Source organism: Pseudomonas sp. H1_D05, from assembly GCF_054682705.1.
On record NZ_CP162825.1, the window covers coordinates 544309 to 569666 of the forward strand.

General features: G+C 60.5%; 16 protein-coding genes and 1 pseudogene. 9 read left to right on the top strand and 8 right to left on the bottom strand.

Features of this window, described 5'->3' with window-relative positions:
- Positions 1 to 183 precede the first annotated feature (183 nt).
- Positions 184 to 5730 carry a dermonecrotic toxin domain-containing protein gene (locus tag AB4O11_RS02510; protein ID WP_460130040.1) on the top strand — a complete coding sequence of 1849 codons (5547 nt, stop codon included), beginning with the start codon at positions 184 to 186 and terminating at the stop codon, positions 5728 to 5730.
- A gap of 149 nt (positions 5731 to 5879) precedes the next feature.
- Complete coding sequence (metR, locus tag AB4O11_RS02515; protein WP_007916739.1) at positions 5880 to 6797, top strand: transcriptional regulator MetR; 918 nt, start codon at positions 5880 to 5882, stop codon at positions 6795 to 6797.
- A gap of 110 nt (positions 6798 to 6907) precedes the next feature.
- On the opposite strand, the gene AB4O11_RS02520 is transcribed toward metR, so the two are convergent.
- From AB4O11_RS02520 to AB4O11_RS02535, 4 genes are all read right to left on the bottom strand, one after another.
- Positions 6908 to 7405 (bottom strand): GNAT family N-acetyltransferase, encoded by a 498-nt coding sequence (locus tag AB4O11_RS02520; protein ID WP_099757062.1) that lies wholly within the window; start codon positions 7403 to 7405, stop codon positions 6908 to 6910.
- A gap of 2 nt (positions 7406 to 7407) precedes the next feature.
- The gene (locus AB4O11_RS02525) at positions 7408 to 8046 is read right to left on the bottom strand and encodes a LysE family translocator (RefSeq protein ID WP_460130042.1); all 639 of its coding nucleotides are present in this window, start codon (positions 8044 to 8046) and stop codon (positions 7408 to 7410) included.
- A gap of 23 nt (positions 8047 to 8069) precedes the next feature.
- Positions 8070 to 8504: an NUDIX hydrolase gene (locus AB4O11_RS02530; protein WP_093430596.1), complete on the bottom strand. Its 435-nt coding sequence runs from the start codon at positions 8502 to 8504 to the stop codon at positions 8070 to 8072.
- Between the two features lie 68 nt (positions 8505 to 8572).
- Positions 8573 to 9934 carry a response regulator c-di-GMP phosphodiesterase, NosR family gene (locus AB4O11_RS02535; RefSeq protein WP_093430597.1) on the bottom strand — a complete coding sequence of 454 codons (1362 nt, stop codon included), beginning with the start codon at positions 9932 to 9934 and terminating at the stop codon, positions 8573 to 8575.
- 252 nt (positions 9935 to 10186) lie between these two features.
- On the opposite strand from AB4O11_RS02535, the gene AB4O11_RS02540 reads away from it, so the two are divergent.
- The 5 genes from AB4O11_RS02540 to AB4O11_RS02560 are packed head-to-tail and all read left to right on the top strand — an operon-like array spanning position 10187 to position 18521.
- On the top strand, positions 10187 to 12445 hold the full coding sequence (locus AB4O11_RS02540) for an EAL domain-containing protein (RefSeq protein ID WP_460130044.1): 2259 nt from the start codon (positions 10187 to 10189) through the stop codon (positions 12443 to 12445).
- Positions 12442 to 14316 (top strand): putative bifunctional diguanylate cyclase/phosphodiesterase, encoded by a 1875-nt coding sequence (locus AB4O11_RS02545; RefSeq protein ID WP_460130046.1) that lies wholly within the window; start codon positions 12442 to 12444, stop codon positions 14314 to 14316. The genes AB4O11_RS02540 and AB4O11_RS02545 overlap by 4 nt, the downstream gene beginning before the upstream one ends.
- A gap of 40 nt (positions 14317 to 14356) precedes the next feature.
- A complete protein-coding gene (locus AB4O11_RS02550) occupies positions 14357 to 15310 on the top strand; it encodes a cytochrome-c peroxidase (RefSeq protein ID WP_099757066.1) in 954 nt (317 codons plus the stop codon).
- Complete coding sequence (locus AB4O11_RS02555; protein WP_414927011.1) at positions 15307 to 17121, top strand: DAHL domain-containing protein; 1815 nt, start codon at positions 15307 to 15309, stop codon at positions 17119 to 17121. Before AB4O11_RS02550 ends, AB4O11_RS02555 begins: the two co-directional genes overlap by 4 nt.
- Positions 17118 to 18521 (top strand): ATP-binding protein, encoded by a 1404-nt coding sequence (locus AB4O11_RS02560; RefSeq protein WP_460130048.1) that lies wholly within the window; start codon positions 17118 to 17120, stop codon positions 18519 to 18521. Before AB4O11_RS02555 ends, AB4O11_RS02560 begins: the two co-directional genes overlap by 4 nt.
- Positions 18522 to 18673: 152 nt before the next feature.
- Here AB4O11_RS02560 and AB4O11_RS02565 read toward each other — a convergent pair.
- A pseudogene (locus AB4O11_RS02565) lies at positions 18674 to 19231 on the bottom strand (APC family permease); the annotation flags it as partial.
- Positions 19232 to 19513: 282 nt separating this feature from the next.
- Positions 19514 to 20335 (bottom strand): carbon-nitrogen hydrolase family protein, encoded by an 822-nt coding sequence (locus tag AB4O11_RS02570; protein ID WP_460130050.1) that lies wholly within the window; start codon positions 20333 to 20335, stop codon positions 19514 to 19516.
- Between the two features lie 125 nt (positions 20336 to 20460).
- On the opposite strand from AB4O11_RS02570, the gene AB4O11_RS02575 reads away from it, so the two are divergent.
- Both AB4O11_RS02575 and AB4O11_RS02580 read left to right on the top strand, forming a co-directional pair.
- Complete coding sequence (locus AB4O11_RS02575; protein WP_460130052.1) at positions 20461 to 21258, top strand: helix-turn-helix transcriptional regulator; 798 nt, start codon at positions 20461 to 20463, stop codon at positions 21256 to 21258.
- 158 nt (positions 21259 to 21416) lie between these two features.
- Positions 21417 to 23036: an FMN-binding glutamate synthase family protein gene (locus tag AB4O11_RS02580; protein ID WP_320336397.1), complete on the top strand. Its 1620-nt coding sequence runs from the start codon at positions 21417 to 21419 to the stop codon at positions 23034 to 23036.
- A gap of 36 nt (positions 23037 to 23072) precedes the next feature.
- On the opposite strand, the gene AB4O11_RS02585 is transcribed toward AB4O11_RS02580, so the two are convergent.
- The gene (locus AB4O11_RS02585; protein ID WP_460131042.1) at positions 23073 to 23435 is read right to left on the bottom strand and encodes a GtrA family protein; all 363 of its coding nucleotides are present in this window, start codon (positions 23433 to 23435) and stop codon (positions 23073 to 23075) included.
- A gap of 211 nt (positions 23436 to 23646) precedes the next feature.
- Positions 23647 to 25068, bottom strand: a complete 1422-nt coding sequence (locus tag AB4O11_RS02590) for an amino acid permease (RefSeq protein ID WP_099757072.1) — start codon at positions 25066 to 25068, stop codon at positions 23647 to 23649.
- Positions 25069 to 25358: the final 290 nt, after the last annotated feature.

The following is a 25358-nucleotide window of genomic DNA, read 5'->3' on the forward strand; positions in this document are numbered from 1 at the left end:
GAGTCTGATGAAGTTTGTTCAAGCGCGCTGCCACACTTCGATGACAGTTTGATGAAGAGTGCCGAGTGGTCATGGGCGGTGGTTGCAAACAATATCTATGTACCGCCATCGCCTTGCGCGATTTCTCTTGAATGACCCGCTCAGGGACGGATTCCCCGCCCCGCCAATGCGAGTCACGCCACCATGCTCGAGCGTCTTATTCTGGATGAGCTCCCCGCACCGTCACCGTTGCCCGAGGCCGTCGAACAGCTACCGAAAACGATTGATGACAGCCTGCTGCTGCAGGCTTGCCAACGCTGGCGCGCCAGCAGCGAGGGTTTGCGCGATTTGTTTGCCGCCAGCCCGGCCCTGCGCGACAGCGTTAATGAATTGCTGCGCCAACAACTGCAACTGGACGGCGAAAAGACCGGCCTGCGCTTTGCGGCCACCGCTGACCAGCCGGAGCACATCGTCAGCCTCACCGACGCCTGTGCCTTTGTCGTTCAACACCCGACACTGGAAACCGATCTGGATCAGCGTTGTGTCCTCACCGGTATCCGCGCGGGCCATCTGTTATCCAACCTGAAGCCCCTGCAGCTCCTGGAAAAACTCAAAGCCCTCGACCCACGCCAAAGCCACGAGATTCGCTGGGCAGAATTCTGGGACGCGCGAGCGCCGCGCACACCGGTGTCACGACGTACCCGCGCCACGCAGCTTTACCGCGAGCATTTCGAAGCCACTGCGCAGATGGCTCTCGCCCATCAGACGATTACCCCGGCGCAACTCAAAACGCTGCAACTGATCATTGATTCAGGTGCTGGCGCGCTGACAATCGAGGGTCAACCTGTGCACACGGAAAAGTTGGCCCTGGTGCTGAGCAACGACAGCAAAATCAAACTCCCCGGTGCATGGGCCGTCAGCGTCGGCGATTTGGCCACGGCGGCGCCTTTGCTTTATCTGCCCGGAAACGCCACATCGATCCAGGCCTTCACCACCCGCGCAGACATGCAGACGTGGCTGACCCATCAGGTACAGATCCCCACCGGACTGCCCAAGGAAATCCTTCGCGTTGACTACAGCGCAGCGCTTGACCCGATGGTCACTGGCGCCAGCGATCTGTTCGCCGACCGTCACCACGCGCAACTCGACGCCTTAAGCAATACCAACAAAGGCCATCCCGGGCTCAGGGCGCATGGCGCGCGCTCACTGGTGCATGTCGACCTGATTGATCATCAGCGCAGCAGCGCGATCATCGTGGCGGCGCCGCCAAAACCGCTCAACTCCGCCAGCGATGTCGAGACCGACGAAACACCGCTGTTCGGCAGCCTGTCCGCCGGGATTCCACTGGCGGTGCGCCACGCGGCGCTCAAACGCCAACGCGAGGCGTTTGAGCGCTTGCAGGCCAATGACAGCGACGGCTCTCGATACCGAGAATGCCAGGACGCCCTCAAAGCGCTGGAAGCCGCCGAAGAAACTGGCGCGACCACTGCCACAACCCTGCTCTACCGCGAAACGGCCCTCGACACGAATACCTTCAACACCGCGCTCAGTGCCCTGCGTCAGGCACACCGGGACGGCCTGTATGCCGAAGGCAGACTGCAAGCAACCCTTGGCCAACTTAACAGCGCCGAACACGATCTGCTCAAGGCCGTGCTGGACACCCCCGTCGCGGCCGAGCGCGACACGGATATCACGGCGGCCAGCCTGACCTTGTCACTGAGCGAAACCAAGGACGGGGTCACGACAACGCAAAGCGAAGTGCTCAAGGGCGCACTCGTCATCGGACGCCAGGCGGCACTCTCGGACACTTCCAGTCTGATGCTCTACTGGCCGGGCAATGGCGGTGGCCTGCAACGCTTTGCCGATCGCCGGACACTGGCGCGCGAGGTGTTCAGGATTCTCGAGGACGACAACGACCTGGCCCTGCAACTGAGTCCGATCACCACCGACCCGTTGCTTTATTGCCTCAACGCGCTGGTGAGCGACTTCGAAGCGAAAGCCACACCCCTGCGCGGCAAACCCGAACAGGCTGACGCGCTGGAGGTTCTGCGCCAGGGCTGCCTGGCCAATCTTCAGGTTCCGCTGCACGCCGCCAGACACCTGGCTTTCACTCATCTGCAGGAACAGCAACGCAGCGGCACCCTCGCCGGCAACCTGCCGGGCTGGCTGGTCAAACTCAAGGAAAACGAGCGTAGCGCGCTGAAACAGAACATCGAGGCGTACGTCGCGGCGATGCGTCAAAGCCACGCCCTCATGACCCTTGCGCTGGAACCTCGTGATGACTTCACCCGCCGTCATCTGCACGCCCGATTGCGCAGGGACTTTTCCCTTGAGGGCGACTTTTCCATACAAGTCGAACTGCCCGACTCGACCAAAACCGAACAGGTCCCGGAGTCGGGGCCGGGTGGCGTCAGAAAGATCACGACCATTGTGCCCAGCAAAGCACGCAGCAAAATGTCACTGGAGGACCTGGCCCAGCTCAATATCGATAACGTGCAATCGGTACTCAATGACTCGCTGTCACAACGCTTGATCTTCTTGCGTCTGGAGATCACCGCGACGCATAAAAAGGATCGGACGCGCCTGCTCAACGGCATCAACCTGACCTATCTGCGCAAGGTTCTGCCGGAGCTGGACCTGCCCAAAGCCTATGAGCAGAAGATCCGTGACGCCTTTCAGGGCGCCGCCAGCGAGTCAGCATTCGTCAAACAACATCGCCGGGAAAGCCTGATCGAGCCGTGGCGCCTGATGCTGAAAATACAGAGCGAAAATGCACGCCTGCAAAAACACCTCAGCGCTGATGAAGCGGCACTGCTGAACATCGCCATCGACGCCGACACCCCACAAGCGTGGCAAGCCAGCGGCAAGCGTCTTGTGCTGTTGCCGGTGTCGCTGAAAGTCGGCGGCAAGGACACTCCCGGCGAAGGCCCGGTGACCCTGTCCGGCGTCAGCTTCATCGAAGAGCAGATCAGCGGCGTCACCCTGCTGTACCTGCCGGACAGCCACGACGGGCAGTTCTTGCGCCGCTACGACACGCTCGAAGCGGCGCGCAAAGGGCTGTTCACCTTGTGCGCAAGTGACAAGTGGATCGAGTACCTGGCGCACAGAACGTTGCAAGGTAACGTCAGGGCCCATGTCAACCGAATCGGTCAGGCCGTGGAAAAAAACTTCGATGCGATCATCGAAGTCGGTGTGCGCTGGCCGGCCAGTACCTCGCTGGCCGCACACCTGCTCGATGCGCACATGGGACGCTTGATCGAGGCCCATCGCGGCACGTCGCGCTCCAACGATGAACTGTTCTTCGAGCGCTACGCCCTGAAAGGCCCGCGCGCCTTCAACTACATCAAAATGGCCTTGGGCATGGTGCCCTTCGTCGGCAGTGTGCTGGCCCTCTATCAGGCCTGGACCGCTGCCAATCAGGCAGCCGCCGCGTTCTTGCGTGGTGACGTGGCTGACGGTCTGGTGGAAATCGAGTCAATGCTGCTGTCGCTGATCGACGCCTTCATGGATCTGCTCCCGGGTGAAGCCGCGGCCTCGACGCTCTCCCGGACGACCCGCGCGTTGACTCGGGCGCGTCAGCTGCACGCGGTGGTGCGCGATGTGGCGACACTGCAGGTCAAGTCGCAGCGCCACGCACGACATGTGCTGGCGCGCTTCAAGGATTACGACTATGAAAAACCGATTTCCCTGGGCGGCACAGAACCGGCCAGCCACGGCCTCTACCGCGGGATCTACCGGCTTGCCGACGGCGACTTCATCGAACGTCAGGGCCGCGTCTACCAAGTGGAGCTGAGCCGGGATTCGCGCAGCTGGCGTCTGTCCGGCAACTCGCGAAAAACCTACAAGCAGCCGATCGCACTGGATGAAAGCGGGCAATGGGATACCTGGTTTGGCGTCTATGGCACAGCCCTTGAAGGTGGCGTGGTGGGGGGTGGCAATGTCGGCGGGCGCCTGGTCGATACACTCGACCCTTACTGGCCGTCGGTGATGCGGCAACGCCTGCCGCGCTGGCTGGTAGATCGAAACTTCCGCCGCCACCATCAACTGGCCGCCACCGCAAACAATTTGGGCCGCCAATTGCAACTCAGGGGAGCGAAAAGTGACCAGGTGATCAATGCCTACGCCGAAGCCACGGAAGCGCAACGCCTGACCATGTTGCCAACGGCCGAAGCCGCATGCATTGGCGATATCCAACTGGCCAGGCAACGTTATGAGGCGTTGACCGAGTTGACTGCGCTGACCCAAGGCAGAAAACACAGGACTGTCGCCAAAATGCAAAGCAAGACCGCATGGCTGTTGACTGATCGTTACCAGCGGCGCGCCTTTCACCTGTCGCATAAAATTCATGGCATGACACGAGCAATCAACCGATTGAAGCAGCTGCACAATGCGCTGCCGGGTGATGCTGTGGCTGAACGTTTGAAACACATTGAAAACATACACAGGTTTCGTGTCGAGATCGTCAACCAGCTCGATCAGTTGGGCGAACTCAGGGACCAGGTCAATCACTGGTATGGACGCATGCTGGCTAAAGACCGGCCGAAAATGTCGGCGCTGGTCGATAACACTAACAGCCGTCACAGTGAACCCATCCTGCTGTACCTGAAAACCTCCCAACGCCTGGAAATCGTCAGAAAAGCCGGCAGCCCCGACGATGCCTCGTGGCGCTATTTTGTGACGATGGCAGAGTCCCTGCGCAACAGAATCGATCTGCATCTGTACCGCCAGTACGACTTGCCGAATATGCAGAACACGACCGCCCAACGTAATCGCATTCTTCAGGAAAGCATCGACACTTGCGTCGAGTATCGGCGCGAGATGGCGGTATGGACCGCCAGCTATCCGCAATTCTTTCATCTGGACGTAGTCGAGCCCTTGCTGGAAGGCGTTGATCGCCTGGCGGATCGAGCGCGTGCCGCTATCAACAGGCCACCCGAGCCGAGGGTCGCGGGGCAACCCCTGCAGCGCGTGTTCATCACTGATGACAACCAATTGCGCCATGGCGTGGAGCAATGGGATAGCCTGACCAACGCCCGTCAATACAGAAGTACCGGGATTGGAGGCTATGAAGAAATCTGGGAACATGGCGCCGATGGCGTCGTGCGCCTGACCAACCCGCAAAACCTGGCAGTTCCCTCCCCCGCCGAGCTGAGTCTGGCCACCCTGATAAGCGAGGCACAGCAACGTCTGGAGAACGTGGCCACTTACCGCACCACGGTGCAGAGCAACGCCAATCGCGGCATGCTGCCCGTCGACCTGCAGCACATGATGGACAGTCATGCGAGTGAACTCACCACCCGTGCCGACGGTATCGCTGCCAAATCGGCAGAGCAGCCGATCATCCAGCAATTGCGCGATCAGGCCGCCGAGCTGATCGTCGAAGGTCGCGCCTTGCGCACCCAACGCTCGATGACCAGTCAAAAGCCCACCGACGGCATGCTTGATGACCTCATCGGACAGAACGCGGTGGAGATCCGCAAACCCCTTGCGATCCGAAAACTGGCGGATCATCAGGGGCGCCCCAACTACCTGCAGGAATATGAGGTCTGGAACCTCACACAGGAGCCCGCGCAATTACTCTGGTACGTGCATTTCCATTACCGTTCGGCGACCCGCCCCTTGCGCCAATTCGAAAGAGCCCACCTGAAACTGCCGGCGCATCGCAAGCTGACTCACGCTGACGACCCGACCCTGCTTGATTCCAGAATCACTGCACAGTCCATTGTCCTGCGGCATTTCGAGGGACTCTGAGCATAAGACACTGTAGTCATAGGAAGAACTGCTGAGCCATCACTCGGCGGTTCTGCCGTAAAAGAACGCGTCGATGTCGACAGCGCTATCATCATGAGACAAACTCACCCTCTTTGCGCTTATCACAAGTTTTCCTCATGGAGCCTTCGGTGCTTGAAATCCGTCACCTGAAAACCCTGCACGCCTTGCGTGAAGCCGACAGCCTGGTCGATGCCGCCGACCGTTTGCACCTGACGCAGTCGGCGCTGTCCCACCAGTTCAAGGAGCTTGAGGAACGCCTGGGCATGGCTTTGTTCGTGCGCAAGACCAAACCGGTACGATTCACCAGCGCCGGTTTGCGCTTGCTGCAACTGGCTGACGCAACCCTGCCACTGTTGCGCGCCGCCGAGCGGGATATAGGTCGTCTCGCCGGTGGTACGGCCGGGCGTTTGCACATGGCCATCGAATGCCACAGCTGCTTTCAGTGGCTGATGCCGACCATCGACCAGTTCCGCGATGCCTGGCCGGAAGTCGAACTCGACCTCGCTTCGGGTTTCGCCTTCGCACCGCTGCCGGCGTTGGCGCGTGGCGATCTGGATCTGGTGGTGACTTCCGATCCACTGGAAATCGCCGGCATCACCTATGTACCGCTGTTCACCTACGAAGCCATGCTTGCCGTGGCCAATCAGCATGCGCTGGCGAGCAAGCCGTACATCGTCCCCGAAGACTTGCTGACGGAAACGCTGATCACCTACCCGGTGGAACGCGACCGTCTCGACATCTTCACACGCTTCCTGGAGCCGGCCGACATCGAGCCGGCGCAGGTGCGCACTTCGGAACTGACGGTGATGATGATGCAACTGGTCGCCAGTGGTCGTGGTGTTTGCGGCATGCCGCACTGGGCGCTGCACGAATACAGCTCGCGCGGTTACGTGAAGGGTAAACGGCTGGGGGAAAAAGGCCTGTTCGCAACGTTGTACGCGGCGATTCGCACCGACATGCTCGATGCACCGTACATGCGGGATTTTCTCCTGACGGCGAAGGACACGTCGTTCTCGACCCTGGACGGTGTCAGCGCGGTTCGCTGAGTCACTTGTGGGAGCGAGCTTGCTCGCGAAAGCGATGTATCAGACACACAAATAGTGACTGTCAGATTGCCTTCGCGAGCAGGCTCGCTCCCACAGGGATCAGCGCAATATCAGAGTTGACGCCACATGTGGATCTTGTCGAAGTAGTCTTCGCCCACCCGCACCGCCAACGGTTCGAGGCCGAACTGGATAAAGCCGCAGCGCTGGTAGAGATTGAACGCGGCGTCATTGCCGGCGGTAACGGTAAGCTGGAGCAGTTTCAGTGCCGGGTGGTTTTGCGCTTCGGTAATGGCCGCCTGTACCAGTTCATGGCCCAGACCGTGCTGACGAAAATCCGCCGAGACGTACATGCCGAACAACGTGGCCTTGTGGCGAGCCTTCTCGCGCGGTTCGAGGGCCAGGCCGACGATGCCGGCCAGCGCGCCGGCTTCAAACGCGCCAAGCACCACATCGAGCTTGCTGGTCAGACGCCCCTCCCACCAGCTCAATGGCATCACCGCGCGTTCGCGAACGCTGGAGGTGAACGCCTGCGGATGGCGGTCATAGGCTTCGAGCATCAGTTCGCGGTAAGCCAGGGCATGACTGGCGTCCAGCCGTTCGATCCACATGTTCACGCCGTCCTGCGTTGCTCAAGCATCAGCCGCACAGCGAGGCCGCCGAGGACGAAGCCCATGAAATAACGCTGCAGCGCCAGCCACGTCGGGTTACGCACAAACCACGAAGCGATGCCCGCGGCGAACAGCGCGATCAGCAAATTGACGCAGAAACTGACGCTGATCTGGGTCAGGCCGAGAATGATGCTTTGGGTGAACACCGAGCCGTGTTCAGGGGAGATGAACTGCGGAAACACCGAGAGGTAGAACACGGCGATTTTCGGGTTCAGCGCGCTGGTGAGAAAGCCCATGGTGATCAGCTTTCGCGACGAGTCCGGCGGCAATTGCTGCGCCTCGAACGGTGAGCGCGCACCGGGTTTCACTGCTTGCCAGCCCAGCCACAGCAGGTACAGCGCACCGGCCCACTTCAGCACTTCATAGGCCATCGGCACTGCCAGAAACACCGCAGTCAATCCCGCAGCCGCGGCGAACATATGCACAAAGAATCCACTGACCACACCGAGCAACGACGTGACCCCGGCCTTGCGTCCCTGACAGATCGAACGCGAAATCAGATAGATCATGTTCGGCCCCGGCGTCAGCACCATCAGCAATGCGGCAGCGGCGAAGATCAGCAAGTCTTGAAGCGGGATCATGGCAAAGTCCTTTGCGTGGATGATCAGGCGATTGCGCTCAGCGATTTGCGATAAAACGGCAGGATCACGTCACGTGTCAATGGCGCCAGAACCACAGCAGGATCAGTGGCCGGATCGACCCAGATCACTTCTTCGATTTCCGCCGCCGGTGTGACGTCGGCCTCGATCGTCAGTTGAAAGATCTCGGCCTGCACGACACACCCCGGCTCGTTGGCCGCAGGCGCCGAGAACTGGCCGAGAAAAGCCGCCTGCGCCGGATCGATCTGCAAGCCCAGCTCTTCTTCCAGCTCGCGGGCCAGCGCGTGCACCGGCAACTCGTGCGCCTCGATCTTGCCGCCCGGTTGCATGAACGCCGTGGTGCCGCGCTTGCGCACCAACAGAGTCTGGCCTGCGGGATTGAGCAACAGCGCGGCGGCTATACGAATGAGGTTTGCAGAGACAACGGATGCAGAAGTCATGGATCAGCCACCGGCACTGGAAAAACCGCAAGGATCCCATGCCCGGCCCAATGACGTCACCTCACCGATCATTCCCCCTGCGCCTTGAGCGTGGCTTCAACCTCCTCCGGCACCTTGACGAAAATCGTGTACTTGCCGCCCTCCATGGCTTCAAACGCAATCAGCTTTTCCACCAACAGCGCGTTGAGCACCTTGCCGGCATTGAGCAGCAGCATGCCGTTATCGGCATTGAGGTTGCGCGCCAGAATCATCCCCGCCGCCAGATCCCGAGTGGACAGCACCTTGACCGACGGATCCGCCAGCGTCACGTCGCTGAGGAACGCGGCACACACCTGAATGAAATCCTCGACCAGATCGGGATCGTACAAACGTCCGGCGTACTGGCGCAGGTACAGCAGCGCTTCATCGCTGTTCATCTGCCGCTCGAGGATCAGACCGCGCTGCAACTCGACGAAATCCACTGCCAGTTTCAGCAAGCGTGAGCCGAACGGAATGCCCTCGCCCTTGAGCCGGTCGGGAAAGCCGCTGCCGTCCCAGCGCTCCTGATGATGCAGGATCAGACGCGCCGCATCCTTCATCGGGTCCAGGGTCATGAGCAACGATTCGCTCTGCTTCGGATAGCTGCGATAGCGCTCGCGTTCGGTATGGCGCAGCAGATCCGAGGGCGTGGTCATCATCGCGTCGGTCCAGCTCAGTTTGCCAATGTTGTACAGCGCCGCCGCCATGGTCAGATCACGGCTGGTGGCCTCGTCCAGCCCATGCTGTTTGCAGTAGCTGCGCACCAGTTCAATGATCTGCCGGTTGGTCTGTTTGGCAGGTGGCAAGCGCAGATTGGCCAGCAGCGAGAACACTTCGGTGCCGGTAACGTAGCTGTGCTTGAGCTCTTCGTACGCCAGATCGAGCATGTCGGCGGTCTGCTGCAGTTCGGCGGTGCGCGCTGCGACATGTTTTTCCAAAGTGCTGTTAAGCAGTTTGAGCTGGTCGTTTTGCACCCGGGTCAAGCGCTCCAGCCGTTGGCGCTCCTGCTCGGAATGCTGGTGTTCGAGGGACTGGCGCAGAATCAGCAGCAGCTCTTCGTCATTCCACGGTTTGCTGATGTACCGGTGAATCTGCCCGTCATTGATGGCTTTGATGATCGCCGCCGGGTCGGCATAGCCGGTGAGCATGATCCGCGCCGTCGCCGGAAAACGTTCACGGACATGCGCCAGCAACGACGCACCGTCCATGCCCGGCATCCGCGCATCGCTCATCACCAGGTTCACCGGCTGCTGCGCGAGGATCTCCAGCGCCTGAGCGCCGCTGGTGGCCAACAGAAGATCGTAGGGTTGGCCGCGTAACAGGCGGCGCAGGCTGTTGAGGATCGACTCCTCGTCATCGACCAGCAGCACTGTGGGTCGATGCGCCGGCAGCGGCGCGGATGGCTCTTCCATGGCATGGCCTCAAGCAAACAGGGAAATTACGACGCACCGAGCCAACACTTCGCCGGTCCGCGCCTGAGTCCAAGGCTAGATGATTTTGGCCGGCATTCACGCCGATCTTTGTCCGGGGCCGAAAGCGCAGTACCGGGGAGCCGACTATGCTGAAGACAGCGCAAGACTCCATCGGCTGATACAAACAGGCAAATGGCGAGGGAAAAGGATGCCCCGGATCACCACAGCATGCCTCCCCACGGGTGGCGCGGCATGACAGCGCCAACCGTGCACATCAATCGCCGCGTGCTGATCGTTGACGACAGCCCGGCGATCCATGGCGATTTCGCCAAGATTCTCAGCCCGATCATCCCCGGTGACGATGGCTTGGGCGAAACCGAGAGCCTGCTGTTCGGCACGCCGTCCGCACCGCAAACCCAACATTTCGAACTGGATTCGGCGTTTCAGGGCCGCGAAGCCCTGGAAAAACTCGAGGCCGCGCTGGCAGAAAACCGCCCCTACGCCATGGCCTTCATCGACATGCGCATGCCACCGGGCTGGGATGGTCTGGAGACCATTGAACGGCTGTGGCAGGTCGACCCCAAGCTGCAAGTTGCGCTGTGCACGGCCTATTCCGATTATTCCTGGGAAGACATCGACCGGCGTCTGGCGCTGAACGACCGCTTGCTGATCCTGAAAAAGCCCTTCGACGCCATCGAGATCCGCCAGATGGCCAGCGCCCTCACGGTCAAATGGCAGATGACCGAAGACGCCGAGCTGAAGATGAGCCTGTTGGAGCAAGCGGTGCAGGAGCGCACCCGGGAGCTGTCCGACGCCAATGTGATCGTGCAGAACAGCCCGACCATTCTTTACCGTTTGCGCGGCGAACCCTCGTTTGCGCTGATGTACATCTCCCACAACATCACCCGTTACGGCCATGTCGCCGCCGACCTGGTGGGTTCGCCCGACTGGGCGCAGGCGCTGATTCATCCGGACGATCAGGCGAACGTCGATGCGGCCATGGCCCGGGTGCTGGATCGGCATGCGTCGGGCGCGTCCATCGAGTTCCGCATGCGCACCGGCCAGGGCACCTGGCGCTGGGTGGAGAACCGCTACATCCCGGTGCGCGATGATGACGGCCGTCTACTGGAAGTCGAAGGCATCATCCTCGACATCACCGAGCGCCGCCTGGCCGAGGACAAGCTGGCCTTGCTCGCCCGCTCCGATGGCCTCACGGGGCTGGCCAATCGCGCCACGCTGATCGAGCGCCTGCATCAAGCGTTCGCCGCCGCACGACGAGGCGCCATGCCGTTCGCGGTGTTCTACCTGGACCTCGACCATTTCAAGCGGATCAATGACACCTTCGGCCACCCGGTGGGCGATCTGCTGTTGCAGGAAGTCGCCCGGCGCATCAAGTCCAGTGTCCGCGAAAGTGACGTAGTGGCGCGCCTGGGCGGCGACGAATTCGCGATCCTGCAACTGGACGTCAGCGACCCGACCCAATCGGCCGCGATGGCCGCCAAGATTCGCGACACGCTGCTGGCGCCCTACCACCTGGCCGGTAATGCGCTGCATATTTCGGTGAGCATCGGCATCAGCAGTTACAGCGACCTCAGTCTCGATGCCGACGCGCTGCTCGGGCAAGCCGACATGGCGCTGTACCGCGCCAAGGAAATGGGCCGCAATCAGTACCACTTCCACTCCGAGGAAATCTCTCGGGAAGTGGCCGAACGCATGACCCTCGTCAGCGAATTGATGACCGCCCTTGAGGGCAATGAGCTGATGCTGCGCTATGCGCCGGAGGTCGATCTGCACAGCGGCAGGATTCTCGGCATGGAGGCACAAGTCCTCTGGCAGCATCCTCGTCGCGGCCTGCTGCAGGCCTGCGACTTCGTGCCGATTGCAGAGAAAACCGGCGCAATCATTCCGCTCGGGCGCTGGGTGCTGGATCACGCCTGCCACCAGATGCATCTGTGGCGTAACGAAGGCGTCGCGCCGCCCGTAATGGCGATCAAACTTTCGCTGGCCCAACTCAAGAGCGGCCCCGAGCTGATCTACAACGTGCTGCGCACCACCGCCCGTTGGGAACTCGCCCCTTGGGACCTGCGTTTCGATGTCACCGAGGCCACACTGGCCCAGACCAAGTGGACGCACAACGACGCGTTGCCGCGCCTGCGTGAACTGGGCGTGAGCATCGCCATCGATGATTTCGGCACCGAATACTCCTCGTTCGACTACCTGAAAACCTACCGGGTCAATCACCTCAAACTGGCGCAGAGTTTCGTCGACAGTGCCGCCCACGATGTTGCCAGTGCCAACGCCCTGCGCGCGATGGTCAACTTCGCCCGGGATCTGGACATCGACATCATTGCTGAAGGCCAGCCGTCGTCGGATCAACCGTGCACGCCGCCCTCCGCGCCCCCGCTGCCCAGCGCCCGGGGCATGTATTTCAGCGCAGCGGTCAGCGCCGAACAAGCCGGGCATTTGCTCAAGGACAGTTGCCGGCTGACGCCAAAGGAGGACGAGGCATGAAAACGCCTTTTCCGCAGACCAACCGGCGCATCCTGATCATCGACGACACGCCGGCGATCCACGATGACTTTCGCAAGATCCTCGCCCCGCAGGTGGCGGACGCCGTCGATTTGCAGCAACTGGAGCAGACGCTGTTCGGCACCCAGCAGACGCCACACCTGAGCTTCCAGCTCGACTCCGCCTATCAGGGCCAGGAAGCGCTGGCGCTGGTCAACCGCGCACTGGCCAGTGGCAATCCCTACGCCCTCGCCTTTATCGACATGCGCATGCCGCCCGGCTGGGATGGCCTGGAAACCATCGAGCAACTGTGGCGGGTCGACCCAAACCTGCAAATCGCCTTGTGCACGGCGTACAGCGACTACAGCTGGGAAGCGATGGCCGAACGGCTGGAGTTCGGCGATCAGTTGCTGATCCTGAAAAAGCCGTTCGACAGCCTGGAAATCCGTCAGATGGCCAACGCCCTGACCTGGAAATGGCAACTGGCGCAGGACGCGGCGCTGAAGATGCTCAGCCTTGAGCGGACCATCGAAGCGCGGGTGCACGAACTGCTCAAGGTCTCGCACCTGCTGCAATACGACAGCCTCACGGAACTGCCCAACAGCACCTTGCTCGGTGATCGCCTGAGTCAGGCCATGGCCGTGTGCCGACGGCATGACAAACAATTGGTGGTGATGTTTCTCGGTCTGGATCGCTTCAAGCGCATCAACAATGCGCTGGGCCATCCGGCGGGTGACGAGATGCTCAAACGGGTCGCCCGGCAACTGTTGTCCTGCGTGCGCGATTCGGACTCGGTGTTTCGCTACGGTTCCGATGAGTTCGTGGTGATCCTCGGCGACATCAACCACCCTCAGCAAACCCACGGCATCGCGGAAAAACTCCTCGCCGCCATTCGCCTGCCGCAGACGATTGCCGGCCACGACGTCAGCGTCACCGCCAGCCTCGGCATCAGCGTCTACCCCGAAGACGGCCTCGAAGCCACCGAGCTGATCAAGAAAGCCGAGACCGCGATGCGCAACGTCAAGGAACAGGGGCCTGACAACATCGGCTTTTTTATCGAAGCCATGAACCAGCACGCCCGGGAACAGCACAGCATCGAGTCGGGCATTCGCCGCGCCCTGCAGGCGCATGAGTTCGTCCTGCACTACCAGCCGAAAATCGACCTGCGCAGTGCCAAAGTGGTGGGTGCCGAAGCACTGCTGCGCTGGCAGAAACCCGGGCATGGCTGGGTCTATCCGTCGGACTTCATCCCGGTGGCCGAGGACAGCGGCCTGATCGTGCCGTTGAGCAAATGGGTGCTGGCTGAAGCTTGTCGTCAGACCCGTGCCTGGCAACTGGCCGGACTGCCGCCGATCCGCATGTCGGTCAACACGTCACCCATCGATTTTCGCCAGCGTGACTTCGTTGCCGGCATCGAGCGCGTACTTGAACAGACAGGTCTGGCCCCCGAATGGCTGGAGCTGGAAATCACCGAAGGCGTGCTGATGCAAAACGTCGAGGCGACGATGACGGCGCTCAAGCGCCTGAAAACGCTGGGCACGCGTCTGGCCATCGATGACTTCGGCACCGGCTATTCCAGCCTGAGCTACTTGCGGCGATTTCCCATCGATGTGCTGAAGATCGACCAATCGTTCATTCGCAACCTGTGCAACGACCGCAACGATGCCGCGCTGGTGAGCGCGATCATCAACCTGGGCAAGAGTCTGGAACTGGACGTCATCGCCGAAGGCATCGAAACCGCTGAGCAACTGGCCTTTCTCAAGGCCCATCACTGCGAAGAAGGCCAGGGCTACTTTTTCAGCGAAGCCCTGCCCGCAGACGCATTTGCGCGGTTGCTGGCCGGTACGCAACCCGCGCCCTGGACGATTGCATGATCACTGTGAAACCAGCCTGGAGTCAGGGAGACAATTGCCGATGAGCCTTTTCCATTACGGCATCGCGTTGCTGCTGTGCGGAGTCTGTATCGGCGCCAGTGCCGAGCCGCTGGACGAGCCGCTCAAACCGCTGCCCGCGGTGCCGCAGCAGGATCCCCGGCGCGTGGAACTCGGTCGACGGCTATTCCACGAACCACGTTTGTCGATCAACAACACGCTGTCCTGCGCCAGCTGCCATCAACTCGACAAGAACGGTGCCGACAGCCGCGCCTTGTCGCTGGGCTTCGACGGCAAACCGGTGGCCGTCAACACACCGACCGTGTTCAACGCGGCCCTCAATTTCCGCCAGTTCTGGGATGGCCGCGTCGAAACGCTGGAGGAACAGAGCAACGTCGTCATCACCAGCCCCCATGAAATGGGCAGCGACTGGCGCACCGTGATCGAACGCATCGGCAACGACCCCGACTATCGTCGTGATTTCGCCGCCACCTACCCGGACGGCGTGACCCAGGCCAACGTCCAGCAGGCGCTGGCCAGTTTTGAACGCACCTTGCTGACGCCCAACTCACGCTTCGATCAATACCTGCTCGGCAACACCGACATCCTCACTCTGGAGGAAAAGTACGGTTACCAGCGCTTCAAGGAGTACGGCTGCATTGCCTGCCATCAGGGGGTCAACATCGGCGGCAACATGTTCCAGAAATTCGGCGTGTTCGGCGATTACATTGCCGATCGCGGCAACCCGACCGTGGCCGACCAGGGCCGCTTCAACGTCACCGCCGATGAAGCAGACCGGGCCGTGTTCAAAGTGCCGAGCCTGCGCAATGTCGCGATCACCGCGCCGTACTTTCACGACGGATCGGCCCCCACCCTCGAACGCGCTGTGGATGTGATGTTCCAGTACCAGTTGGGGCGGATGCCGAGCGCTGAGGACAAACGGCTGATCATGCTGTTCCTCACAACCCTGACCGGCCAAAGGGAGGTCCAGCCATGATCAACATCTCGCGGCGACGCAGCCTGTTGTTGCTGACCCTGGTGGCCCTGGCGCTGGCCTCGATCCTGTTGTTCCTGTACTTCAAATCCAGCTCTGACCAGAGCATGACGTACACCGAATCGCGGGATCTGATCCGGCAGATCAAACAGCAGAATTCGCAGTGGGAGAACGAGATCCTCAAGGCCAGGGTGGCACTGACCCACAACTACGATCCACTGGTGTCACCGATGAATGAGATGAACCGGCTCTGGGCGCGCTTCGACGCGATCGAATCCGGGCATGGGCGCAACGACTCGACGCAATGGAACGATGCTCACGAAAGCTTCCTGCAGGCGATGCAGGAAAAGACCCGTCTGGTCGAACAGTTCAAATCGCACAACGCACTGTTACGCAACTCCCTGGCTTTTTTGCCCACCGCTGAAGACGACATCCAACAGCAACTGGCCAGCCTGTCGGACTTCGATAAATTGCAGCTGCAAAACATCACCACCGACACCTACGACCTGCTGCTCAGCGCCCTCGAATTCGCCCAGGTCACCTCCGACGACCGGGCCGCCGACATCGAGGTCGGTCTGAACAAGCTGAAGGTCAATGCACAACGCCTGCCGCTCGCGTTTCAGACACCGATCAGAATCCTGAGCAGCCATATCTCGCTGATTGCGCGCGAGCAGCCAGTGGTCAATCAGTTGCTCGAAAGCATCGAAAACATCCCCGTGGCCGAGCGCCTCGACAACATCACCACCATGCTCGATCACGACCAGCAAAGCGCCGATCGGGTCGACCGGCAATACCACTTCTACCTGCTGTTGTTTTCGGTCTTGCTGGTGTTGTCACTGGTGTGGCTGGCCATTCGTTTGATCGGTAGTTTCGCCGAAATCAATCGGGTCAATAACGCCCTGCAAACGGCCAACGATGCACTGGAACAAAGAGTCGAAGAACGCACCCGGGAACTGCGGGACGCCCAGAGCGAACTGCTCGACGCGGCACGTCAGGCCGGCATGGCGGAAATCGCCACCAATGTGTTGCACAACGTCGGCAACGTGCTCAACAGCGTGAACATTTCCAGCGACCTGATCACGCGCAAGCTGCGCAACAGCAAGGCCCAAGGCCTGGGCAAGGCCATGCAACTGATCAACGAACACCCGGATGACCTCGGCGTGTTCCTCAGCGAAGACGCCAAGGGCAAATTGCTCCCCGGCTACCTCAACCAATTGGTGGTCGCCATTACCCAGGAACAGCAGGAAATGCTCGACGAGTTGAACCAGATGAACAAAAGCGTCGACCACATCAAAGACATCGTCGCCACCCAGCAATCCTATGCCGGCGCCAACAGCATGACCGAACCGCTGTTCATCAACGAATTGCTCGAAGACGCGTTGCGCATGAACGCCGGGGCACTCACCCGGCACCACGTCACGGTGGTCCGGGAGTACGCTGACGTGCCGCAGGTGATGGGCGACAAACACCGTTTGCTGCTGATCCTGATCAACCTCATCAGCAACGCCAAATACGCCATGTCCGACCTCAGCAACCGCCCCCGGACCATGACCCTGGCGGTCAAAATTGTCGATGACACCTTCCTTGAAATCAGCGTCAAGGATGACGGCGAAGGCATTTCGCCGGAAAACATGACGCGAATCTTTGCCCACGGTTTCACCACCCGCAAGGAAGGCCACGGTTTCGGTCTGCACAGCTGCGCCCTGGCCGCCATCGAGATGAACGGCCACCTCACCGCGCACAGCGACGGCCCGGGCCAGGGTGCATTGTTCACGTTGCAGATCCCCCTGATCAGCGTCACGGAGAGCGCATGAGCGAGCTGTCGAACCGCCGCATTCTGCTGATCGACGACATGCCGTCGATCCATGAAGACTTTCGTAAGATTCTCGCGCCGCCGGCGGCGCAGTCAGTGGAACTGGACGAGATGGAAGCAGCACTGTTTGGCGCTCAGGTGCGCGCCGAACGTCCGCCGTTCGAGCTGGACTCGGCCTATGGCGGCGAGGAAGGCTTGGGCAAGCTGAACCAGGCCTTGGCGGAACAACGCCCCTATGCGCTGGCCTTTGTCGACATGCGCATGCCCGACGGCTGGGACGGCGCGAAAACCATCGAGCATCTGTGGCAGCAGGATCCGCAGTTGCAAGTGGTGGTCTGCACCGCCTACTCGGATTATTCCTGGGATGAACTGCTGGAGCGTCTGCAGGCGCATGACCGCTTGCTGATTCTGAAGAAGCCCTTCGACAACATCGAAGTGCAGCAGATGGCCAACACCCTGCTGACCAAGTGGCAGATGACCGAACGCGCGTCATTGCAAATGCATCACCTGGAACATCTGGTCGATCAGCGCACGGCCCAGTTCAAGCAGGCCAGCGAAGACCTGCAGCGGGAAATCGACGAGCGCAAGCAACTGGAAAGTCAATTGGTACAGTCGGAAAAGCTCGCCTCATTGGGGCAAATGGCGGCGGGCGTGGCCCATGAAATCAACAACCCGATCGGCTTCATCTCCTCCAACCTCGGCACCCTCGACGGCTACTTCAAACAATTGCTCAGCGTACTCGATGCCTGGCAGACGCTTGGGCCAACGCCAGATCCTGAATCCGTGGCGCGGCTTGAGCAATTGCGCAAAGACGCCGATCTGGATTTTCTCCTCGAAGACATTCCGGTGCTGATCCGCGAATCCAAGGAAGGCATTGGCCGGGTCGGGCAGATCGTCAAGGACCTGAAGGATTTCTCCCGGGTCGATAGCCAGCAGCAATGGCAGTGGGCCAATCTGCAACAAGGCATCGAGTCGACGCTGAACATTGTCGCCAGTGAACTCAAGTACAAGGCCGACCTGATCAAGGAGTACCAGCCCCTGCCGGACATCGAATGCCTGCCGTCGCAAATCAATCAGGTGATCATGAACCTGGTGGTCAATGCGGCGCAGGCCATGGGCCCCGAACGCGGCACCATCACCTTGCGCACCGGGCAACAACAAGACACGGCGTGGGTGGAAGTCGCCGACACCGGCGCGGGGATTGCGCCGGACATCCTGCAGAAAATCTTCGATCCGTTCTTCACCACCAAACCCGTCGGCCAGGGCACCGGGCTGGGCCTGTCCCTGTCCTACGGCATTGTGAAAAAGCACGGTGGCGACATTTCGGTACGCAGCGAACCCGGGGTGGGCACGACCTTTCGCATCGAGTTGCCGATGCGCCAGAACCGGCCCGCGGCCTGAAGACGCCTCAGGTCGCTTGCTGAAAGTCCATTTCCGGTGGCTGGCGACGGAAACCACCGGTGAGTACTGCCAGGTAAACTACGCCGATCGCCAGCCAGCTCAAGCCCAGGTACACCGCCAGGTGATCGAGGCTGACCATCAGCCACAAGTCCGCCACCAGCCCGATCAACGGGCAGAGCAGCGCGCGGGATGGTGCGGCGTGGATCGCGGGTTTCTTCGGTCAGCGTGCTGACCGCATCGAAGCCGAGGAACGAGTAGCAGGCGATGGCCGCGCCGCTCATGATCAGCGGCATCTGCATGTCGCCGTTGAAGAACGGCTTGATCGACCACAACGGCGTGCTCGCATCGCCACCGATGTAGTGCACGCACAGCGCGACGAAAGCGATCAGCACGAGGAACTGCACCAGCATCAGCAAGGCGTTGATGCCGTTGGCCAGTTTCAGGCCAATGATGTTGATCGCGCTGGTGATGCCGATAAAGCCCAGCACCCAGATCCATTGCGGGATCGACGGGAATGCAGCGGCCATGCGCCCGTAACTCATGGCGGTGAAGAACATCGCCACCAGCGCCGCCAGATACGCGGCGGGCACCATGCCGGCGGTGGACTGGGCGAGGATGCCGAAGGTGCCGAGGACAATGATCGGCGTCATGTAGGCGATGCCGAACAGCACCACCGACCCTAATGAAAGGGTGCGTTGCAAACGAGCCATGGGCGACTTACTCCGAATGTTATTGGATTTATGGCAGAGCCGGGTTCGGCGAATGTTTTCGGGTGTGGCTGATCGTTCCCACGCTCTGCGTGGGAATGCCTCAATGGACGCTCTGCGTCCGCTCTTGGGACGCGGAGCGTCCCGGGCTGCATTCCCACGCAGAGCGTGGGAACGATCGGGTAAAACCTGAGTTCGACCCGTTGCTCCTGGTCGGCGTAACTCGAGCAATCAACTCGATCAGTCCCCTCTCCCTCCGGGAGAGGGCTAGGGTGAGGGCAGCGGTCAACGGCGTGGAATCAACAACTCGCGAACACCATCACCGTGCTCCAGCACCTCCCCCGGCAACTTCAAGCGCTGATCATCCAGATAGCGGTAATCCCTGCGCGCAATCTCCAACCGCGCGAAATCCAGTTCAACGCAGAACGTCCCTTCCTCACGCCCGGCCTCGAACAACAACGTCCCCAGCGGATCGACCAGCGCACTGCCACCGGCAAACATCAAACCGTCATCCCCCGCCTCGACGCGATTGACCATCAACGCAAAGGCCTGATTCTCCTGGGCACGGGCCATGATCGCGGTGCGGTGAGTCGGCGCGTACGGGTCCATGTTGCCGTTAGTCACGATCAGCAACTCGGCACCCAGTTGCGCCAAGGCACGGGCCGACTCCGGAAACTCGATGTCGTAGCAGATCAGCAGGCCAACGCGCACACCGTTCCACTCGCAGGTGGCGTAACGGTCGCCGGCCTCGAACACGCCGCGATCCGACGCCCACAGATGAGTCTTGCGGTATTTCAGGGCAATGCCTTCAGGGGTGATCAGCAACGTGGTGTTGTAGAAGCGACCGTTGTCGTTCTCGGCCATGCCGATCACCACGGCGATGTCGCGTTCACGCGCCGCGGCCCGCACCGCGCTGACGGTCGGGCCGTCGAGCGGTTCGGCGGTTTGCGCCACGGTTTCGGCTGTCGGGAAGCCCATCAGGTGGGTCTCCGGGAACACGATCAATTGCGTGTCGGCCGCACACGCGGCAATCGCTGCCAGTGCGCGTTCGAGGTTGTAGGCCGTGGCATTGTCACGGCCTGCCAATTGCGCGAGTTCGACTTTCATGGGAATTCCTTGTGATAAGCGGCGGGCGCTGAAAGATTGCCCGGTGGCTGTCTGTGGGCCAGTATGCGCAGCAAGCAGCCGGCCAGGGAATTACGCGGCCGGGGTAACCCGATAGGGGTAGATCGATGACACTTTCGTTTGACGACATCACCTGGCACCGCGCCGTCGGGCAACTGATCGATGCGCTCGACAAGCCGAACTTCTGGGCGCAACTGGTGCGACTGCTCGACCAATACGTGCCGTTCGATAGCTGGGTGGCGCTGCTGTTCAGTGCCGATCAACACCCACAGGTCTTCGCCGAATGCCCCGGCGAAGATGGCAGCCCCGATCAGTTGTTTCAGGATTATCTGCGTGGTCTGTACCTGCTCGACCCGTTCTACATCGCCTGTCGCGAGCAAACCCGCACCGGTCTGTATCGCCTCTCGGAAGTGGCGCCGGAGCATTTCGAACTGACCGAGTATTACCAGCGATACTTTCGTCTGAATGTCGTGGCCGATGAAATCCAGTTCAATTGTCAGCTCGAAGGTGAGCGCACGTTGTGCCTGTCGCTGGGCAGTGAAAAACGTTTCACTGGCGAACAGATTGCCCTGCTGTCATTGATTCAGCCTTGGGTGCTGGGCCTGTTGCGCCAGCGCCTGCCCTACGAGATCAACGAAACCGTGGCCCTCGCCGCCCCTGCCCGGGCTGACTGGCGGGTGCAACTGGAGGCGTCGGTGCAGCAACTCAAGGGCGCGCAGTTGACTGCCCGGGAACTGGATGTCGGGCGTTTGATGCTCAGCGGTTGCTCCAGTAAAGAAATCGCCCGTAAGCTGGAAATCTCCGTAGAAACCGTGAAAGTCCATAAGAAACACATGTACAGCAAGCTGGGAATCAAATCCCAGTCCGAGCTGTTTTCGATTTTTCTTCAGGCGCAAAACGCCTGAAACAGCGCGATTTAAGCTTTTTTGTGGGAGCGAGCTTGCTCGCGAAGGGGCCATCACATCCAACATTCATGTTGGCTGATCCACCGCATTCGCGAGCAAGCTCGCTCCCACAAGGAACTGCGGCGCTGATTATTCCGAGTCCGAACCAAGGAAACCGTATGAGCCTGTCACTCCTGAGCCGCTACGCCTTCTTTGCCGTCTGCGTGATTTTCACCCTCGCCAGCCTGCCTTTCCTCGAACATGACTGGCTGTGGCCAATCACCGCCGTCACCGGCGTGCTGAGCCTGATCGGTCTGTTCGACCTGTTGCAAAGCCCGCACGCGGTACGGCGCAACTACCCGATCCTTGGCAATATCCGCTATCTGGTTGAAGGCATCCGCCCGGAGATCCGCCAGTACCTGCTGGAGTCCGACAGCGATGCCCTGCCCTTCTCCCGCGCCCAGCGTTCGCTGGTCTATTCGCGAGCGAAAAACGAAACCGCCGACAAGCCGTTCGGCACGCTGATCGATGTCTATCAATCCGGTTTCGAATTCATCGGCCACTCGATGCGTCCGGCACCGCTGAGCGACCCGAGCAGTTTCCGCGTCACCGTCGGTGGCCCGCAGTGCAGTCAGCCGTACTCGGCCTCGGTATTCAACATCTCGGCGATGAGCTTCGGTTCGCTCAGCGCCAATGCCATTCGCGCGTTGAACCAAGGCGCGAAACTCGGCAACTTCGCCCACGACACCGGTGAAGGCAGCATCAGCCCGTATCACCGCGAACACGGCGGCGACCTGACCTGGGAGCTGGGCAGTGGCTACTTCGGCTGCCGCACCAGCGACGGCCGTTTCGACCCGGAACGCTTCGCCACCCAGGCACAGAACCCGCAAGTGCGGATGATCGAAATCAAGATGAGCCAAGGCGCGAAACCCGGCCACGGCGGCATCCTGCCCAAACACAAAGTCACCAAGGAAATCGCCGAAACACGCGGCATCCTGATGGGCGAAGATTGCGTCTCGCCGTCACGTCACAGCGCGTTTTCCACGCCGATCGAAATGATGCAGTTCATCCAGCAACTGCGTGAACTGTCCGGTGGCAAACCGGTAGGCTTCAAGTTCTGCCTCGGCCATCCGTGGGAGTTCATGGGCATCGCCAAAGCCATACTGGAAACCGGCATCCTCCCGGACTTCATCGTCGTCGACGGCAAGGAAGGTGGCACCGGCGCCGCACCGGTCGAGTTCACCGACCACATCGGCGTACCGATGCGCGAGGGCCTGCTGTTTGTCCACAACACCCTGGTCGGTCTGAACCTGCGCGACAAGATCAAACTCGGCGCCAGCGGCAAGATCGTCAGCGCCTTCGACATCGCCAGCGTGCTGGCCATCGGCGCCGACTGGGCCAACTCCGCGCGCGGCTTCATGTTCGCCATCGGTTGCATTCAATCGCAGAGCTGCCACACCAACAAATGTCCGACCGGCGTCGCCACCCAGGACGCCCTGCGCCAGCGCGCCCTCGTCGTCCCGGACAAGGCGCAGCGCGTGTTCAACTTCCACCGCAATACCCTCAAGGCACTGGCGGAAATGCTGGCCGCAGCTGGGCTGGAACATCCGTCGCAACTGTCGGCCAAGCACTTGGTGCGGCGCATGTCGGCGACCGAGATCAAGTTGTTCTCGCAGTTGCATGTGTTTCTGAAACCGGGGGAATTGCTCACCGGGGAAGTGAATGGCGAGTTTTACTCGCGGATGTGGCAGATGGCACGGGCGGACAGTTTTGAGCCGCAGGAAGTGGTGGCGGCGTAACGGCCAATGCGCCAGTCTGCGCAACGGACTGGCGCGTTACTGCTGATTTTGGCGCAACAAGACAAACCGGAAAAACAGGTAGCCCGACGACAGATTGAACAGTGTGAACGACGCCACTGTGGCCAATCCATGCCAGTGCTGCGCATCGGCAAGCAAACCGATGGCAAAACTCACCCCGCCCATCCCGCCGATAAACAAAAGATAACCAAGCATCGACGTATTGCGCTCAAAGGTATACAGCACATTCACGTAAAACGAGAACGCCGCGGCCACGCAAAACGCGGCGAAATTACTCGCGGCTTGAGTCAGCCCCGCGGCGGTGCACAGGACAAAAAATATTTGCCAGTGAATCAGTCCATCGGCGAGGCCGATCACACTCAATGCATAGAATCCTTTCATCTCGGTTCCTTGCCAAAGCCGTTTTTGGCGAACAGCCAACCTAGGTCATCACGCGCTGGCGGTCTACTGTCAGAAATTACAGGTCAAGGGTCGATTACGACGAATGGTCAGCACTTCACCCCATGGCGGTTATGTATCGCCGGGCTACGACAGTGCCAACAAAAAAGCCCCGGTCTCGCGACCGGGGCTTGGTTGATGCAGACGCTAAAACTTACGAAGCCGAACGCGCAGCACCTTGCGCTACGTTGCTCGGTTGCAGCTTGAACACGTAGAACAACACCGTCAGCAGCACCAGGAACGCAGGCCCCACATACAGCGCCACGCGCGTGTCCGGGAAGTACGCCATCAGGCCGACCACCAGCACCAGAAACGCTAGCGCAAAGTACGAGCTGACCGGGTACAGCCACATCTTGTACTTGAGGCCGGCACGTTCGCTGGCGCTCAGGCCTCTGCGGAATTTCAGTTGCGCCAGCAGGATCATCACCCAGGTCCAGATCGCGCCGAAGGTGGCAATCGAGGTCACCCAGACAAAGACTTTTTCCGGCACCAGATAGTTGAGCAGCACGCCCAGCAACAACGCACCGATCGACAGCAACAGCGCACGACGCGGTACACCGTTATTCGAAGTCTTGGCAAAACCGGCCGGTGCCTGGCCGTTCTGCGCCAGGCTGTAGAGCATGCGTCCGGTGCTGAAGATACCGCCGTTGCACGACGACAACGCTGCGGTGATCACCACGAAGTTGATGATGCCGGCGGCAGTCTTGATGCCCAGACGCTCGAAAGTCATCACGAACGGACTGCCCTGGGTGCCGATTTCGTTCCACGGGTAGATCGACAGAATCACGAACAGTGCGCCGACGTAGAACAGCAGAATCCGCCAGAACACCGAGCCGATCGCATCGGGAATGGTCTTCTGCGGGTTCTTCGCTTCACCGGCGGTCAGGCCGATCATCTCCACGCCGAGGTAGGCGAACATGACCATTTGCAGGGACATCAGCACGCCGGTCACGCCGTTGGGCATGAAGCCGCCGTGGGCCCACAGGTTGGAAATCCCCAGTGCCACGCCATCATTGCCGAACCCGAAGGCGATGATGCCGACGCCGCCGATCACCATCGCAATGATGGTGACGATCTTGATCAGGGCGAACCAGAATTCGAACTCACCGAAGGCCTTTACCGCGATCAGGTTGACCGAACCCATGCTGATCAGTGCCGCGAGGGCCCAGATCCAGCGCGGTACATCGGGAAACCAGATGCCCATGTACACGGCCACCGCGGTGATTTCCGCGACGCAGGTCACCAGCCACAGGAACCAGTAATTCCAGCCCGTGAGGAAGCCCGCCAACGGGCCGAGGTAGTCTTGCGCGTAACGGCTGAACGAGCCGGCGACCGGATTGTGCACGGCCATTTCGCCGAGAGCGCGCATGATCACCAGGATCGCCAGACCACCCAGAATGTACGACAGCATGATCGCCGGGCCGGCCATTTCGATGGCCTTGGCGGAACCTAAAAACAGACCGACGCCGATACAGGCACCGAGTGCCATCAGGCGAATATGCCGTTCGCCGAGTTCGCGTTTGAGCGGACCGCCCTGAGCGGTGTCGCCGTGAGGCAGTTGATTGCCGACTGGCATAGGAGTGCAACCTCGTCTTGTTATTGGATATGACCACCGAGTGTCGAAGCGTCGGCCGATAAGCCCTGGCTTGAAATGAAACCGCGCCTGCTTTGTGAGCAGACACGTCTTGCAGGACAGCCTGCAAGATCAGCGGGACGTGCAGTATAAAAAGCCTTTGGCAGGGCATTTCACTCTATAAATCACAAGATTAAGGGGGAGTTACCGCAAAGAAGGCAGTTGATCGAGCAGATCAACTGGTAGCTGTAGGAAAACTCGCCACTAAAAGCGGTGGCGAGTATTGCACAACC

Coding starts and splice junctions, on each gene's coding strand:
- AB4O11_RS02520 (WP_099757062.1), bottom strand. CDS start 7,405: ATGTGGATCGAACGGCTGGACGCCAGTCATGCCCTGGCTTACCGCGAA.
- AB4O11_RS02530 (WP_093430596.1), bottom strand. CDS start 8,504: ATGACTTCTGCATCCGTTGTCTCTGCAAACCTCATTCGTATAGCCGCC.
- AB4O11_RS02535 (WP_093430597.1), bottom strand. CDS start 9,934: ATGGAAGAGCCATCCGCGCCGCTGCCGGCGCATCGACCCACAGTGCTG.
- AB4O11_RS02525 (WP_460130042.1), bottom strand. CDS start 8,046: ATGATCCCGCTTCAAGACTTGCTGATCTTCGCCGCTGCCGCATTGCTG.
- AB4O11_RS02560 (WP_460130048.1), top strand. CDS start 17,118: ATGAGCGAGCTGTCGAACCGCCGCATTCTGCTGATCGACGACATGCCG.
- AB4O11_RS02580 (WP_320336397.1), top strand. CDS start 21,417: ATGAGCCTGTCACTCCTGAGCCGCTACGCCTTCTTTGCCGTCTGCGTG.
- AB4O11_RS02590 (WP_099757072.1), bottom strand. CDS start 25,068: ATGCCAGTCGGCAATCAACTGCCTCACGGCGACACCGCTCAGGGCGGT.
- AB4O11_RS02575 (WP_460130052.1), top strand. CDS start 20,461: ATGACACTTTCGTTTGACGACATCACCTGGCACCGCGCCGTCGGGCAA.
- AB4O11_RS02510 (WP_460130040.1), top strand. CDS start 184: ATGCTCGAGCGTCTTATTCTGGATGAGCTCCCCGCACCGTCACCGTTG.
- AB4O11_RS02545 (WP_460130046.1), top strand. CDS start 12,442: ATGAAAACGCCTTTTCCGCAGACCAACCGGCGCATCCTGATCATCGAC.
- AB4O11_RS02555 (WP_414927011.1), top strand. CDS start 15,307: ATGATCAACATCTCGCGGCGACGCAGCCTGTTGTTGCTGACCCTGGTG.
- AB4O11_RS02540 (WP_460130044.1), top strand. CDS start 10,187: ATGACAGCGCCAACCGTGCACATCAATCGCCGCGTGCTGATCGTTGAC.
- AB4O11_RS02570 (WP_460130050.1), bottom strand. CDS start 20,335: ATGAAAGTCGAACTCGCGCAATTGGCAGGCCGTGACAATGCCACGGCC.
- AB4O11_RS02550 (WP_099757066.1), top strand. CDS start 14,357: ATGAGCCTTTTCCATTACGGCATCGCGTTGCTGCTGTGCGGAGTCTGT.
- AB4O11_RS02585 (WP_460131042.1), bottom strand. CDS start 23,435: ATGAAAGGATTCTATGCATTGAGTGTGATCGGCCTCGCCGATGGACTG.